General features: G+C 69.1%; 13 protein-coding genes and 1 tRNA gene. 9 read left to right on the top strand and 5 right to left on the bottom strand.

Annotated elements, in window-relative coordinates; translation table 11 throughout:
* Nucleotides 1-21: 21 nt before the first annotated feature.
* Genes pstC through pstB form a run of 3 tightly spaced genes read left to right on the top strand, consistent with a single transcriptional unit; the run spans nucleotide 22 to nucleotide 2,876 of the window.
* On the top strand, nucleotides 22-966 hold the full coding sequence (gene pstC / locus MRBLMI1_RS00515) for a phosphate ABC transporter permease subunit PstC (RefSeq protein WP_367726178.1): 945 nt from the start codon (nucleotides 22-24) through the stop codon (nucleotides 964-966).
* A gap of 1 nt (nucleotide 967) precedes the next feature.
* Nucleotides 968-2,077: a phosphate ABC transporter permease PstA gene (pstA, locus tag MRBLMI1_RS00510; RefSeq protein ID WP_367726177.1), complete on the top strand. Its 1,110-nt coding sequence runs from the start codon at nucleotides 968-970 to the stop codon at nucleotides 2,075-2,077.
* Between the two features lie 19 nt (nucleotides 2,078-2,096).
* On the top strand, nucleotides 2,097-2,876 hold the full coding sequence (gene pstB, locus MRBLMI1_RS00505) for a phosphate ABC transporter ATP-binding protein PstB (protein ID WP_367726176.1): 780 nt from the start codon (nucleotides 2,097-2,099) through the stop codon (nucleotides 2,874-2,876).
* A gap of 97 nt (nucleotides 2,877-2,973) precedes the next feature.
* On the opposite strand, the gene MRBLMI1_RS00500 is transcribed toward pstB, so the two are convergent.
* The 4 genes from MRBLMI1_RS00500 to sigK all read right to left on the bottom strand — a co-directional run bounded on the left by MRBLMI1_RS00500 (nucleotide 2,974) and on the right by sigK (nucleotide 6,364).
* The gene (locus MRBLMI1_RS00500; RefSeq protein WP_367726175.1) at nucleotides 2,974-3,858 is read right to left on the bottom strand and encodes an aminodeoxychorismate lyase; all 885 of its coding nucleotides are present in this window, start codon (nucleotides 3,856-3,858) and stop codon (nucleotides 2,974-2,976) included.
* 323 nt (nucleotides 3,859-4,181) lie between these two features.
* On the bottom strand, nucleotides 4,182-4,820 hold the full coding sequence (locus tag MRBLMI1_RS00495) for a DNA-directed RNA polymerase subunit beta (protein WP_367726174.1): 639 nt from the start codon (nucleotides 4,818-4,820) through the stop codon (nucleotides 4,182-4,184).
* Between the two features lie 114 nt (nucleotides 4,821-4,934).
* A complete protein-coding gene (locus tag MRBLMI1_RS00490; RefSeq protein WP_367726173.1) occupies nucleotides 4,935-5,765 on the bottom strand; it encodes an anti-sigma factor in 831 nt (276 codons plus the stop codon).
* Nucleotides 5,762-6,364, bottom strand: coding sequence for an ECF RNA polymerase sigma factor SigK (gene sigK / locus MRBLMI1_RS00485; protein WP_367726172.1), 603 nt, complete (start codon nucleotides 6,362-6,364; stop codon nucleotides 5,762-5,764). Before sigK ends, MRBLMI1_RS00490 begins: the two co-directional genes overlap by 4 nt.
* Before the next feature lie 301 nt (nucleotides 6,365-6,665).
* Between sigK and MRBLMI1_RS00480 the strand changes: the two genes are divergently transcribed.
* The 3 genes from MRBLMI1_RS00480 to MRBLMI1_RS00470 all read left to right on the top strand — a co-directional run bounded on the left by MRBLMI1_RS00480 (nucleotide 6,666) and on the right by MRBLMI1_RS00470 (nucleotide 8,700).
* Nucleotides 6,666-7,334 (top strand): fasciclin domain-containing protein, encoded by a 669-nt coding sequence (locus tag MRBLMI1_RS00480; RefSeq protein ID WP_367726171.1) that lies wholly within the window; start codon nucleotides 6,666-6,668, stop codon nucleotides 7,332-7,334.
* Nucleotides 7,335-7,652: 318 nt separating this feature from the next.
* Nucleotides 7,653-7,728 (top strand) — tRNA-Lys (locus tag MRBLMI1_RS00475).
* A gap of 531 nt (nucleotides 7,729-8,259) precedes the next feature.
* The gene (locus MRBLMI1_RS00470; RefSeq protein ID WP_367726170.1) at nucleotides 8,260-8,700 is read left to right on the top strand and encodes an Lsr2 family DNA-binding protein; all 441 of its coding nucleotides are present in this window, start codon (nucleotides 8,260-8,262) and stop codon (nucleotides 8,698-8,700) included.
* Between the two features lie 563 nt (nucleotides 8,701-9,263).
* Here MRBLMI1_RS00470 and MRBLMI1_RS00465 read toward each other — a convergent pair.
* The gene (locus tag MRBLMI1_RS00465) at nucleotides 9,264-9,527 is read right to left on the bottom strand and encodes a ribbon-helix-helix protein, CopG family (protein WP_367726169.1); all 264 of its coding nucleotides are present in this window, start codon (nucleotides 9,525-9,527) and stop codon (nucleotides 9,264-9,266) included.
* A gap of 333 nt (nucleotides 9,528-9,860) precedes the next feature.
* On the opposite strand from MRBLMI1_RS00465, the gene MRBLMI1_RS00460 reads away from it, so the two are divergent.
* The 3 genes from MRBLMI1_RS00460 (at nucleotide 9,861) to MRBLMI1_RS00450 (ending at nucleotide 13,751) form a co-directional block, all read left to right on the top strand.
* On the top strand, nucleotides 9,861-10,772 hold the full coding sequence (locus MRBLMI1_RS00460; protein ID WP_367726168.1) for a helix-turn-helix domain-containing protein: 912 nt from the start codon (nucleotides 9,861-9,863) through the stop codon (nucleotides 10,770-10,772).
* Between the two features lie 112 nt (nucleotides 10,773-10,884).
* Nucleotides 10,885-12,681: an FAD-dependent oxidoreductase gene (locus MRBLMI1_RS00455; protein WP_367726167.1), complete on the top strand. Its 1,797-nt coding sequence runs from the start codon at nucleotides 10,885-10,887 to the stop codon at nucleotides 12,679-12,681.
* Entirely contained in the window at nucleotides 12,678-13,751 is a 1,074-nt protein-coding gene (locus MRBLMI1_RS00450; RefSeq protein WP_367726166.1) for a maleylacetate reductase, read from the top strand. The genes MRBLMI1_RS00455 and MRBLMI1_RS00450 overlap by 4 nt, the downstream gene beginning before the upstream one ends.
* The last annotated feature ends 14 nt before the right edge of the window (nucleotides 13,752-13,765 follow it).

Below are 13,765 nucleotides of genomic sequence, written 5' to 3'. Positions count from 1 at the left end.
TCCGACCCGAGACAGGAAGTCATGACCACCACCACGGCTCCGGCACCCGAGAAGCCGAAGCAACGCCCCGGAGATCGCGTCTTCTCCGGCACGGCCCTGTTCGCAGGGTCCATGATCCTCGTCACCCTCGCCGCGGTGACCATCTTCCTCGTCGTCCAGTCCATCCCCGGCTTCACGGCCACCAGCGAGAACGCGTCGATCCTGAGCGCCGACTTCTGGTCCTACGTCGGCCCGCTGGCGTTCGGCACGATCTGGGCGTCGATCCTCGCGCTCGTGATGGCCGTGCCGCTGTCCGTGTGCGTGGCCCTCTTCATCTCGCACTACGCCCCCCGCCGCCTGGCGCAGGGCCTCGGGTACATCGTCGACCTCCTGGCGGCCGTGCCGTCGGTGGTCTTCGGCCTCTGGGGCATCCTCACTCTCGCCCCGGCCATCCAGCCGGTCTACGCGTGGCTGAACGCCAACGCGGGCTGGTTCCCGCTGTTCTCCGGGACGGTGTCGGCGACCGGCCGCACCATCCTGACCGCCGCCGTGGTGCTGGCCGTCATGATCACGCCCATCATCACCGCCATCTGCCGCGAGATCTTCCTGCAGACCCCGGTGCTCCACGAAGAGGCCGCCCTGGCGCTCGGTGCCACCCGGTGGGAGATGATCCGCATGGCGGTGTTCCCCTTCGGCCGCAGCGGCATCGTCTCCGCGTCGATGCTCGGTCTCGGCCGCGCCCTCGGCGAGACCATGGCGGTGGCCCTGGTCCTGTCGGCATCCGGAGTCGTCTCCCTCCAGCTCTTCACCTCGGAGAACCCGAGCACCATCCCGGCGAACATCGCGCTGACCTTCCCCGAGGCCTACGGCTTCAACGTCAACGTCCTCATCGCCACCGGCCTCGTCCTGTTCGTCGTCACCTTCGCGGTCAACGCGCTGGCGCGCTACATCGTCAGCCGCCGCAAGGAATTCTCGGGAGCCAACTGACATGACCGCGACCTCCACCGCTCCCCGGACCACGACGCCGCCTACCCCGGTCGCCTCCGGCAACAGCCTCACCAGCGGACGCATCCCCACCTGGGGTCCCTGGGCCGTCCTGGCCGGGAGCGCCGCCCTCAGCGGCGCCCTGTTCGGGATCATGTCGCTCGCCCCGGGCGGATCGTTCAACATCGCCGGATGGGCCGTCCTGGCCGCCGTCGTCTACCTGGTCCTCATCACGGTCACCTCGACCCTGATCGAGGGTCGCCGCAAGGGCGTCGACCGCCTGGTCACGGGCGTCGTCGTCATCGCCTTCGCGATCGCGATGGTCCCGCTCGTCTCCGTCGCCGTCACCGTCATCACGAACGGCGTCGCCGGCATCAGCGGGCAGTTCTTCAGCTCGTCGATGCGCAACGTGGTCGGCGAAGGCGGCGGTGCGCTGCACGCCATCATCGGCACGCTGATGATCACGCTCGCGGCGGCGGTCATCTCGATCCCGATCGGCATCTTCACTGCGATCTACCTGATCGAGTACGGCCAGGGCAAGCGCCTGGCCCAGGCCATCACGTTCCTCGTGGACGTCATGACCGGCATACCCTCGATCGTCGCCGGCCTCTTCGCCTACGCCCTCTTCGCGCTCATCTTCGGGCCCGGCATCCGCATGGGCATCATGGGCGCCATCGCCCTGTCGGTGCTCATGATCCCGGTCGTCGTCCGCTCCACCGAGGAGATGCTGCGACTGGTCCCGAACGAGCTGCGCGAGGCCTCCTACGCCCTCGGCGTGCCGAAGTGGCTGACGATCAGCAAGGTCGTCCTGCCGACCGCGCTGGCCGGCATCACGACGGGCGTCATGCTGTCGATCTCGCGCGTCATCGGCGAGACCGCTCCTCTGCTCCTCACCGCGGGAGTGGCGACGTCGATGAACTACGACCTCTTCGGCGGCCGCATGATGACCCTGCCGGTCTTCGCCTACTCGCAGTACATGAACCAGGGCATCCCCGCCTCGGCCTTCGTCGACCGCGCCTGGGGCGCCGCCCTCGTGCTCATCGTCATCGTCATGGTGCTGAACCTCGTCGCGCGGACCGTGGCGAAGGTCTTCTCCCCCAAGCTCGGCCGCTGACCCGAAAGAAAAGAACCCCGTGTCCAAGAGCATCGAAGTCAACGACCTCAACGTCTACTACAGCGACTTCCTCGCCGTCGAAGGCGTGTCCCTCGACATCGAACCCCGCAGCGTCACCGCCTTCATCGGCCCCTCCGGCTGCGGCAAGTCGACGTTCCTCCGCACCCTCAACCGCATGCACGAGGTCATCCCCGGCGCCCGCGTCGAAGGCTCCGTCCTCCTGGACGGCGACGACCTCTACGGCGCCGGCGTCGACCCGGTGCTCGTGCGCCGTCAGGTCGGCATGGTCTTCCAGCGCCCGAACCCGTTCCCGACGATGTCGATCCGCGAGAACGTGCTGGCCGGCGTCAAGCTGAACAACCGCCGCATCTCCAAGTCGGACGCCGACGCGCTCGTCGAGAAGTCGCTCAAGGGCGCCAACCTCTGGAACGAGGTCAAGGACCGTCTCGACAAGCCCGGCTCCGGCCTCTCCGGCGGACAGCAGCAGCGTCTGTGCATCGCCCGCGCGATCGCCGTCTCGCCCGACGTCATCCTGATGGACGAGCCCTGCTCGGCGCTCGACCCGATCTCGACCTACGCGATCGAGGAGCTGATCGGCGAGCTGAAGAACGACTACACCGTCGTCATCGTCACCCACAACATGCAGCAGGCCTCGCGCGTCAGCGACAAGACGGCCTTCTTCAACATCGCCGGCACCGGCAAGCCCGGCAAGCTCATCGAGTACAACGACACCTCGACGATCTTCACCACCCCCGCCGTGCAGGCCACCGAGGACTACGTCTCCGGCCGCTTCGGGTGATCACCGACGCGTGATCGAAGGGCTCCCGCTCCGGCGGGGGCCCTTCCGCGTTCTCCGGACCGATGGATGCCGCCACCCCCGGCCCCGCCGAGAGAGCTCAGTCGCGCGGCGTCAGCAGGTAGCGGTTGATCTCGTCGGTGAAAGCGGCGTCGATCGCCTTCTCCGCGCCGTCGACCGCCGAGACCGGCGCCGCCAGCCGGACGCTGGAGAGCAGCCACGCGCTGTCCGACCGGGCGAGGTCGTCCGCCGCGACCGTCTCGTACGCCGTCTCGAACCCGCGCTCCTCGAGGTGGGCGAAGAGGCTGAGCTGGGTCGTGCCGTGCAGGATGCCGGCGTTCGGCGCGGGCGTGACGAAACGGTCGCCGAACCGCAGCACGACGGAGGCCGTCGGCGCCTCCAGCACGAAGCCGTCCGTCGAGACGAACACCGCATCGTCCGCCCCGCGGCGCTTGGCCTCGCGGATCGCCGCCATGTTCACCGCGTACGACAGCGTCTTGGCGCCCAGCAGCAGCCACGGCGCCCGCGCGGGCACGTCCAGCGCGTAGCCGCGGTCGAGCAGGGCGATGCGCACGCCCTCGCGCCGCACACGGGAGTTGTCGGGTGCCGGGGCGAGCGTGACCCATGCCGTCGGCGCCGGACCGTGCTCCACGCCTCGGCTCAGGATGAGCTTGATGACGCTCTCCCCCGGGTCCGCCTCGGCGGCGACCCGCTCCACGGCCGCGCGCCACTGCGCGAGGTTCGGCGTCGGGAGGTCGCAGAGCCGCGCCGAATGCGCGAGACGGTCGAGGTGGGGGCCGACCTCCTGCGGGTGCCCGTCGACGACGCCGATGGACTCGAAGATCCCGTCGCCGCGCTGGGTGCTCAGTTCCCCGACGCTCAGCGCCGGGGCGTTCGGATCGATGACGGTGAACGTGTCGGTGAAGTCGGAGCGGGGATCCGTGGATGCCGCGGGGTCGATCACGAGCGCGAAACGCCAAGCCATGCAGCGAGCCTACGCCGCCGCACCGACACGCCCGGACGTTGTCAACGGGGTGCCGGGGAGGAATACCCGGGGCGGGCTCTTGTTACACTGGTATAGCCGGGCCGCAGTAACCCCGGGCTCCATCTTCTGCCGCTATGAGCGGCCTTGCGCCGAGAGGCGTTCTGCGGTCCGGCACTTATTCTTTCCGGTGTCTGTTCATCGACGAGGGGATGCCACGGGCTCGGCATCCATTTGCTCGCCCGGTCAGCGCGGGCCGCGTCGCTCGCCCGGTCAGCGCGTACTTCGTCGCTCGCCCGGTCAGCGCGAGCCGACGCCCGGCTCGCTCACGTCAGCGCGTCGCGTCGCCACAGGGCCGCCGACGCGGCGAGGTCCTCCGCGTAGGTGGACAGTCGCAGCGCACGGGTGGTCAGAGCCGAGGCGCGCTCGGACTCGGTGCTCTCGTAGTCGTCGGCCAGGTGGGTCGAGCCGGACGCCTGGACGCGGCAGAACGCCGCCGCGCGATCCAGGGCCACCGCGAAGTCGCCCTCGAACAATCCGCGGAGGATCGTGTCGATGAGCTGCACCAGCTCCTCCGGCCCCGCCGGCGCGGGGGCTCCGGCGACCACGGCGTCGACCGTCGACATCTCCACCCGTCCGCGCTCGTAGAGCAGGGCGGCGGTCTGCGGGTCGTCGTGGATCATGAGCTGCAGCAGGTACAGCCGCCACAGCGCGCCGGGGAGCGATCGCGCCGGGGACCGCGACCACAGCTCCGCGATGTCGTCGATGCCGTGGTCGGCGGTGAACTGCACGAGGCGCTCGACCACGTCCGCCGTGGGGTCCTCCCGCACACGCGAGAGCAGCGCCTGCGCCGTGCTGTGCGCGACCCGCGAGACCTCGGCGGGGTCCTCCGCGGCGAAGAGGCGGTCGAACAGCTCCGCCGGGCGACGGATCGGCTTGTGGAACTCGCGAGAGGCATCGCTCATCGTTCCAGGCTAATCGCGAGGGTCCGTTCCGGGGGCCGGTTGCGCGCCGTCAGCCGCCGTACGCAACGACGCCCGCGCCGGAGCGCGGGCGTCGGAGCGGTGCAGCGTTCTGCGTCAGGCCGTCGCGAGGAGGACGACCGGGTCGGAGCTCGGCGTGCCGTCGGGTGATCCACCGGCGGGCTCGACCGTCACGGCGATGAGATCGCCCGAACGGTACTGGCCGTCGAGGACGGCGGTGGCGTCACCGGAGGCATCCGGGTCGAAGACGCCCGCCGCGATCGGCGTGCCCTCGCGAACGAACCACAGCTCGTAGGTCTGCTCCGCGGGAAGCGCGGGCATGTCGTCGGTGACGAGCACGCTCTGGCCCGTCGCCGCCGACCAGTGGGCGGTGACGGTCGTCCCGTCCGGCATGGTCGTCGTCGTGGACTGCGCGTCGGGCGCGTTCTCGATCTGCTCGAGCGCGATGAGCGATGCCGGGCGGGTCAGCTGCTGGCCGACCGTGACCGCGCCGAATCCGAGCACGAGGACGGCGACGATGGATGCCGCCAGCGTGAACCAGCGGCGCAGCCCCCACGACGATCCCGCAGACGCGGCCGGCGCGACGACGTCCGAGTCGGACCCCTGCGGGCTGTTCTGCACGGTGGCCGGTGCCACGCCGAGCGCGGCGTAGTCCTCGTCGTCGAATGCGTCGCCCTCGTCCGTCGCGGTGGTGGACTGCTGCGGCAGCTCGCTGATGCGGGCGAAGAGCGCAGCGCGGACCGCGGCCGGAGGCTCGACGGGATCGACGGTGTCGCTGATAGCCGCGACCGCATCGGAGGCGTCCCGAACGTGACGGTCCCACAGCGGGTTCCCCGCCAGAGCCTCCTGGAATGCGCGTTCATCTGCGTCCGACAGCGCGTTGAGCGCGTGACCGGCTGCGAGGTCGGCGAAATCCCTCTCGTTCACTTCTCCACCCCCATTTCCTGCCTGAGGCGCGACAGACCGTCGCGCATCCTTGTCTTGATCGTGCCGAGCGGCGCCCCGACGAGAGTCGCGATCTCGCTCTGGCTGTAACCCCCGAAGTAGGCCAGTGCGATCGCTTCTCTCTGCGCGTCGGGCAGCGTCGCCAATGCTTCGGTGACGCGGCGCCCCTCGATCCTCATCTCTACTTTCTCAGAGACGTCGTCGTAGGCGACGTCCATATCCCGGAATCCCGCGCGCACATCCCGATCGGCACTGGACTGCGAGGACCGTACCCGGTCTACCGCCCTGCGGTGCGCGATCGTGAGAACCCACGAGCGTCCTTGCCCTTTGTTCGGAGCGAAACGTCCGGCGGATTGCCAGATCTCGAGGAAGACCTCCTGCAGCACCTCCTCGCTCTGAGAGCGGTCCACGAGGACGCGGAGGATCAGGCCGAAAGCACGAGACGACAGTGTGTCGTACAGCTCCGCGAAGGCGACGCGGTCGCCGTCGGCGACCCGTCGCAGGAGATCGCCGACGTGGTCGACGCGGTCGGGCCCGTCGTCGGGAAGAGCGAAGCCGTCGATCACCATGGCATCCATCATTCCTCACCCCGCCTCACAGGCCCCCGTACGCGCGCGCGAGCCCGTCAGCGGCTATAGAACCGTTACAGAAGCCGGCGTCGTCCGGCCGATGGATGCCACGGCAGACCGAGTACGAAAATCAATTTAGGAACCTCTGATCTGGGTTTTCTTAGCCTCCGGCTAGGCAATTCGTAACTTTGCGCAATCCGAAGGTGCGGGGGTGCCGAAGACCCTGTGTACGCCGCCTCACGGCGAACCACCCCCCGCACCGGGGTGTCCTGACGGGTCGCATCACGCGGTCCGACGATTTCGGAGGAATGTCATGCTCACCAACAAGAAGCACGTCGTTGCCGGTCTCGCCCTCGTTATGGGCTCGGCCTTCGCTCTCACCGCCTGTTCGGGTGGCGCGGGCAGCACCGCGACCGAGGAGACCACCGAGCCCTCGATGGAGTCCACCCCCTCGATGTCGGCGTCCGCTGACACCATGGACCCGGCCGCCAACCTCGTCGGCCCCGGCTGCGCCGACTACGCCGCCGCCGTTCCCTCCGGTGCCGGTTCGGTCGAGGGCATGTCCGCCGACCCGGTCGCCACGGCCGCGTCGAACAACCCGCTCCTCACCACCCTCACCGCGGCCGTCAGCGGCCAGCTGAACCCCGAGGTCAACCTCGTCGACACCCTGAACGGTGGCGAGTTCACCGTCTTCGCTCCGGTCGACGACGCGTTCGCCAAGATCGACCCGGCGACCATCGAGACGCTGAAGACCGACACCGACCTGCTGACCACGATCCTCACGTACCACGTGGTCCCCGGCCAGATCGCCCCCGACGAGATCGACGGCACGCACGCCACGGTCCAGGGTGCCGACGTCGAGGTCACCGGCAGCGGCGACTCGATCATGGTCAACGACGCCAACGTCATCTGCGGTGGCGTCCAGACCGCCAACGCGACCGTGTACCTCATCGACACGGTCCTGATGCCCCCGGCTGCGTAATCCACGCACCGGCCGATCGATGACCGATCGGAACTGACGGCGACCGCCGGTGCCCCAGGCGAGGGGGCCCCGGCGGTCGCTTTGTTCGAGGGCGGTCAGCGTTCGCGAGCGTACGGACTTTTGGGGAAGTCCGTACCGCGCGACGCTGACCGCCTTCTTGCGTGCGGCGGGCGTTCTCGACCGCTCTTGCGCGAGCGCCTCGGCCGCGCACGCGGGCGAGCGTCGCCGGCGTCCTCCTCACGCCACCTTGGTCGCGCGCGAGCGCGGGCGTCGCAGGCGTCCTTCCCCGGCCGTCCGCGCCGGTAGGGTGGATGCCACGGGCCTCTAGCTCAGTCGGTAGAGCATCGGACTTTTAATCCGCGGGTCGTGGGTTCGAGCCCCACGGGGCCCACCACGTCATCGTCACTCGAAACATCGCCACGAGCAATATTCACGAGACTTGATGCCTCCGCAGAAATCTTCCCGCCCCTGCCCTCAGGGGCGGTTGTCGAGAGGTTCTCGTACAGCTCCTCCGCCGCCATCGACATGTCGAACGGTTCGTTGAACTTGACCTCAACGACCTCGTCGGCGTGCACGGAATGCGCGAGAACACCGCCTGCTTAGACATCCGCCGGTGGTCGTCTGTCGCGTTGGCGTACAACTCCCCCGGTCGCACGAGTACTGAGAGCGCCGCGTCGGGGTAGTCCACGATGCCGTTCATTCGCTTCTGAACAACTTCCTGAGGAAGTGTCCCGTCCGCTGACAAGTCGAGGAGGTTCTCTTCCTGTTGCGCGAGCTTGGCGAGGTTCTTGGTCAGCCGCGCGTGCAACGAAAGCGCCGTCGCCTGGTGGCTCTCGACTGTGCGGCAGCCCAGCCCGGGCAGCTTCGACGAAACCGGGGCTCACCTTCAACCGACTCCAGTAGTACTCGATGGCGTCCTTGACTCGTGCCATCCCGTCTGAAGAGCGACATCGACCTCGGAGCGGTTCGTGAGTGGGCGCGGGCGAATGGGCACACTGTGAGCGACCGGGGCCGCCTACCATCGACCATCGTGGAGGCGCCCAAAGGGCAACAGCCTCAGCGTCCGGCACCCGTTAGCTCCGGACTGAGAGAAGGGTTCGTCCCGCTGCGGGCCGACCCTTCTTCTTTCCCGTCCTTCAGAAGAATTCTCCTCTTCGCGACCCAGCCGAAAAGCGTCCCGGTGGCGCCTATTTCTCAAGGCGGGCTTGCGTCTTCTCGCGTGAGCGCTCGTGCGGCCGCAACATGCTCTCGTGGCCGCTTCTTGCGCGACAGATCGCCTACAGCGCCGCTTCGCCGGTCAATTGAAACAGGCCCGGCCCGTGTCCTCGCTGACGTTCGGGCGAGTGAGTATCACCGTCTTCGTTGACACGAAGTTGTCTGGATCGAGTATCCGACCCAGAGGAAAACAGACACTGAGCGCTCCCGATTGGTCGCGCCATACATACGAGATGACGCCTCCGTCGGAGCATTCCGAACCCGGCACTGTTAGCGAGACACTCGGCAGTGCGCCGACCGGCTTGCCAGGATTGACGGCCCAAGTTCCCGATAGTGCGACAGCGGGATCGCTGGAGAGATCCTCGACGCTCCGACTGTTGTCAGGCGGGCAGGTCAAGTAGTCACGCCAAGACGAACTCTCGAACGAGCCGTCGCTATTAAGGATCAGTTTCACCTCTAGCGGCTCGGACGACTGCCACTCTCCTAACAAGTCCGACATCTCCACACCGTATGCGTAGGACCCGTTCGATTCGTCTGCACTACAGCCGGATAGGCATAACAACACCGCTGCGACAACGGTCACCGTGCGCCTTCTTAGTGCTTCCAAGAATATGACTCCGTCCAGACGAACCTTTAACTAATAGTTGAGAACGGCCCGGTCTCGCTTGGGATAGCGTTCGGAGACCCCGTGTTTCAGAGCTGCGGGGTGGACCTTCACGCGGCGTATGCGGCGAGAGCGGCGCGGATGAGCTCTGATCGCGTCTTGTGCGCTCGCGCTGCGAGCGCGTCCAGGTCCGCGAGTTCCTCCGCCGTCAGCCGCAAAGCGACGACTTGTGCAGGCCCGGCGCCACGACCCGGTCGGCCCCGGCCACGCTTCTTCAGCAGGTCAATGTCGATCCCAGCCTCGGCCTCGTCCGCCCAGACCTGGATCTGCTCGTCCGTGACAGGGACACCGCCGATCGTCTCGCCTTCGCTCACGCGAAAAACGTATAACGAAAATTCTCCCGCCACGAGGAGTCTGATCACCGAATGCGAGCAGCCGACTCATTGCGGATCGCGGCCAGACCTCAGGGACCGAGGCGGGTCCGAACCCCTGCGGCGGGCCCAACACAGCGTGTCCCACTATGTGCAGCCCTGCACCGCGCATTCTGCACAAAGTGGGACATGGTCGAACCGACCACGGGAAGGGCTGGCCTCACCACGGTCTCCGACGGGCCCGTGCGCGTTATCCTGGCCGGAACGTCGCGCGCTCGGCATCCATCCGATCGAGAACCGACGCCTCACTCAACGACGAGTCGAAGGGTTCACCCCATGGACCGGCAGTTCTTCGCGACGCGGCACATCCCCCGGGCCGAGCGCGTCGCGACGTGGGAGGCGCACCACGCCGACTCGCTGGTGGGCCTCACGTGCGCGCTTCCCCGATCGGGGACGTTCGACGCCGCGGTCAGGAGCGCCCGCTTCGATCCCTACGATCTCGCCCACGTCGTGGCCACCCCGCACGCGGTCGAGCGCACGCGGCGGCACATCCGATCCGATGAGGCGCCGGGATACGTCCTCTACGTCAGCCGCCGCGGCGGTGCCGAGCTGAGCAGCCGCACCGGGGAGATCTCCCACGGACCGGGGTCGGTCATCCTGTGCGGAGAGGACACGGCGTTCGAGCGCCGGTTCCGCGAAGGCGTGGACGAGCTCGTCATCCGCCTCTCCCCTGAGGCGGCGAGCGACCTCGTTCCGCCGGGATCCGCAGCCGTCGCCCTCGTCTCGGACGGAACCGCCCCCGCCGCGGGCATGCTCTCGGCGTCCCTCGGTCGACGGGTGCAGGCCGGACTGGCCGCGCGGCCGTTCCCCCAGGCGGACTTCACCGACCGGCTCCGCCTCCTCCTCACTCCGGGGGCGGCGACCTCCCCCGACGGACTCCGGATGATCGTGCTCGACCACATCGACGCGCACCTGCACGAGACAGCGCTGAGCACCGGCGTCGTGGCCGAACGCCTCCGCGTCACGGAACGCACCGTCCGACGCCTCTTCGCGCCCACCGGAGCGAGCCTGGCGGAGGAGATCCGCCACCGCCGACTGGTGCTGTCCCGTCGTCTGCTGCAAGGGTCCGACTCGGTCGCCGATGTCGCTCGTCGGAGCGGATTCGCCTCGCACGCGCACTTCACCCGTGCGTTCCGTGCCGAGTACGGATGCCGCCCGAGCGACGTCCGCGCCCTGCCCCCGCTTTGACGAATCCGGACATCTCCGGTCCCGCGACAGCGTTCCCGTCTGCCTCCGCCCATCCGGTCGCATACTTCCCCTGACGCCACATCGACGTGGCTCCGGCACGAAGGACGAACTCATGGCGGCATTCGACGACGGCATCGTGGACACCCCCCTGCCCGGCACCGGGGCGGTGACGACGGACGTCCTCATCGTCGGGACGGGACCGGCCGGCGCCTCCGCCGCCCTGGCCCTGGCAACCCTCGGCATCGACACGATGATGATCACCAAGTACCGGTGGACCGCCAACACCCCCCGCGCGCACATCACGAACCAGCGGGCGATGGAGTTCTTCCGCGACATGGGCATCCAGAAGCAGGTCGAGGCCGACGCGACCCCGCACCACATGATCGGCGACACGGTCTTCTGCACCTCGCTCGCCGGGGAGGAGCTCGGCCGCATCCTCAGCTGGGGGACGAGCCCCGCGCGCCACGCCGACTACGTCCTGGCCTCCCCCACCCTGAACTGCGACGTGCCGCAGAACTACCTCGAGCCGATCCTCGTCCGCAACGCGACCGCGCGCGGCGCGCAGACCCGCTTCTCCAGCGAATACCTGTCGCACACGCAGGACGAGGACGGCGTCACCGTCAGCGTGATGGACCGCGTGACGGGACGGCCCTACGACGTGCGGGCGAAGTACCTCATCGCCGCCGACGGCGCCCGCTCGCGGGTCGTCGCCGACCTCGACCTCCCGATGGAGGGCCGGATGGACATCGCCGGGTCGATGAACATCACGTTCACGGCGGACATCGACCACCTGGTCGGACACCGGCCGAGCGTCCTGTACTGGGTCGTGCAGCCCGGCTCGAACGTCGGCGGCATCGGCGCGGGCCTCATCCGCATGGTCCGCCCCTGGAACGAGTGGCTCATCGTCTGGGGGTACGACATCAACGGACCGGAGCCGGTCATCGACCACGCCGCCGCCGAGCAGATCGTCCGCAACCTCATCGGCGACCCCGACCTCGACATCACGATCACGGGGACCTCCCTCTGGGGCAACAACGAGATGTACGCCACGCTCCTGCAGAAGGGACGCGTCTTCGCCGCCGGGGACGCGATCCACCGCCACCCGCCGTCCAACGGGCTCGGCTCCAACACGTCGATCCAGGACGCCTACAACCTCGCCTGGAAGCTCGCCGCCGTCCTCCGCGGCCAGGCGGGCCCGGACCTGCTCGCGACCTACACCGCCGAGCGCGCGCCGGTCGCGAAGCAGATCGTCCTGCGCGCCAACAAGTCCGGACGGGAGTTCGGCGAGCTCTTCACCGCCCTCGGCGTCACGGATGCCAAGACGGAGGAGGAGATGCGGGAGCAGATCGAGGAGCGCAAGGCGCCGACGCCGCGCGGCGAGGCCAAACGCCGCGCGATCTCGGCGGCGATGGAGCTGAAGAACTACGAGTTCAACGCCCACGGGGTCGAGATGGGGCAGTTCTACACCTCCACGGCCGTCATCCCCGACGGGACGACGCGACCGACGGCGACGCGCGACCCGGAGCTGTACTACGAGCCGTCGACCGTGCCGGGCTCGCCGCTCCCCCACGCCTGGGTCGGCGACGCGCGCCAGACGTTCTCGACCCTGGACCTCGCCCCGAGCTCCCAGTTCACCCTCTTCACCGGGATCGCCGGGCAGGCCTGGGCGGATGCCGTCCCCGACGTGGCCGCCGCCCTGGGGCTGCCGGTCGCCGCCGTCGTCATCGGGCCCGGTCGCCGCTACACCGACCTCTACTTCGATTGGGAGCGCCTCCGCGGCGTCGACGAGGACGGCGCGCTCCTCGTGCGCCCGGACAAGATCGTGGCCTGGCGATCGATGAACGTGGTCGACGACCCCGCGGGCGCGCTCACCGCCGCCCTCCGGTCCCTCCTCAGCAGGACGACATGACCGCGAGCCTGACGTTCACGCACGCGACGCTCCCCGCGCGCGTGGTGTTCGAGACCGGACGCGCCGTCCCGCACGTCGTCAGCGAGGTCGGGAGACTGGGCGCGCAGCGCGTGATGGTCATCGCCACCGCTTCGCAGGCGGAGCTCGCGGGCGCCGTCGCCGCGGCCCTCCCCGTCGCGCTCAGCTGGACCGAGGTCGCCCCGCACGTCCCCGTCGAGACGGCCGAACGGGCACGGCGCGCGGCCACGGACGCGGAGGCGGACGTCATCGTCGCGATCGGCGGCGGGTCGACGACGGGTCTGGCGAAGGCGGTCGCCCTGACCACCGGCATCCCGATCATCGCCGTGCCGACCACCTACGCGGGGTCCGAGGCCACCGATGTGTGGGGGCTGACCGAGAACGGGAGGAAGACCACGGGGACGGACCCGCGCGTGCTGCCCCGTGCGATCGTCTACGACCCCGACCTCACGACGACGCTCCCCCGGGACCTCACCGTCGCGTCAGGCCTGAACGCCCTGGCCCACTGCGTCGACTCGCTCTGGGCCCCGCGCGCCGACCCGATCAACGCCGCGTTCGCGACCGAGGGCATCCGCGCGCTCGGGGCGGGCCTCCGGGCTGTCACGGCGAGCCCCGCCGACGGGTCGGGACGCTCCGAGGCGCTCCTCGGCACCTACCTCGCCGCCGCGGCCTTCGCCTCGGCGGGCTCGGGCCTGCATCACAAGATCTGCCACGCCCTCGGCGGCACCTACGGCCTCCCCCACGCCGAGACGCACGCGATCGTCCTGCCGTACGTCACGGCGTTCACGGTGCCCGCCGCCCCCGCGGCCGAACGCCGCCTCGCCGAGGCCTTCGGGTCCGGGAGCGGGCTGTCCGGACTGCAGGAGCTCCGCCGAGACGTGGGCGCCCCGGTGGCCCTGCGCGACCACGGCTTCCGCGCGGAGGACATCCCCGAGGCCGCCCGCATCATCCTGACGGCCGTCCCCGCCTCGCACCCGAGACCCGTCGCCGAGGAGGACCTGCGGGCGATCCTGACCGCGGCCTGGGCCGGCAGCCCGGCCGAAGACATCTGACGAAGAGGAGAACA

Source organism: Microbacterium sp. LMI1-1-1.1, from assembly GCF_040815675.1.
Taxonomy (GTDB): domain Bacteria; phylum Actinomycetota; class Actinomycetes; order Actinomycetales; family Microbacteriaceae; genus Microbacterium.
This window is presented reverse-complemented; position numbering and strand designations above follow the sequence as displayed.

Bases quoted from the DNA above. Each gene is read 5' to 3' on its own strand.
- pstC (WP_367726178.1), top strand. From the start codon at position 22: ATGACCACCACCACGGCTCCGGCACCCGAGAAGCCGAAGCAACGCCCC.
- pstA (WP_367726177.1), top strand. From the start codon at position 968: ATGACCGCGACCTCCACCGCTCCCCGGACCACGACGCCGCCTACCCCG.
- MRBLMI1_RS00500 (WP_367726175.1), bottom strand. From the start codon at position 3,858: ATGGCTTGGCGTTTCGCGCTCGTGATCGACCCCGCGGCATCCACGGAT.
- MRBLMI1_RS00495 (WP_367726174.1), bottom strand. From the start codon at position 4,820: ATGAGCGATGCCTCTCGCGAGTTCCACAAGCCGATCCGTCGCCCGGCG.
- sigK (WP_367726172.1), bottom strand. From the start codon at position 6,364: ATGATGGATGCCATGGTGATCGACGGCTTCGCTCTTCCCGACGACGGG.
- MRBLMI1_RS00480 (WP_367726171.1), top strand. From the start codon at position 6,666: ATGCTCACCAACAAGAAGCACGTCGTTGCCGGTCTCGCCCTCGTTATG.
- MRBLMI1_RS00460 (WP_367726168.1), top strand. From the start codon at position 9,861: ATGGACCGGCAGTTCTTCGCGACGCGGCACATCCCCCGGGCCGAGCGC.
- MRBLMI1_RS00455 (WP_367726167.1), top strand. From the start codon at position 10,885: ATGGCGGCATTCGACGACGGCATCGTGGACACCCCCCTGCCCGGCACC.
- MRBLMI1_RS00450 (WP_367726166.1), top strand. From the start codon at position 12,678: ATGACCGCGAGCCTGACGTTCACGCACGCGACGCTCCCCGCGCGCGTG.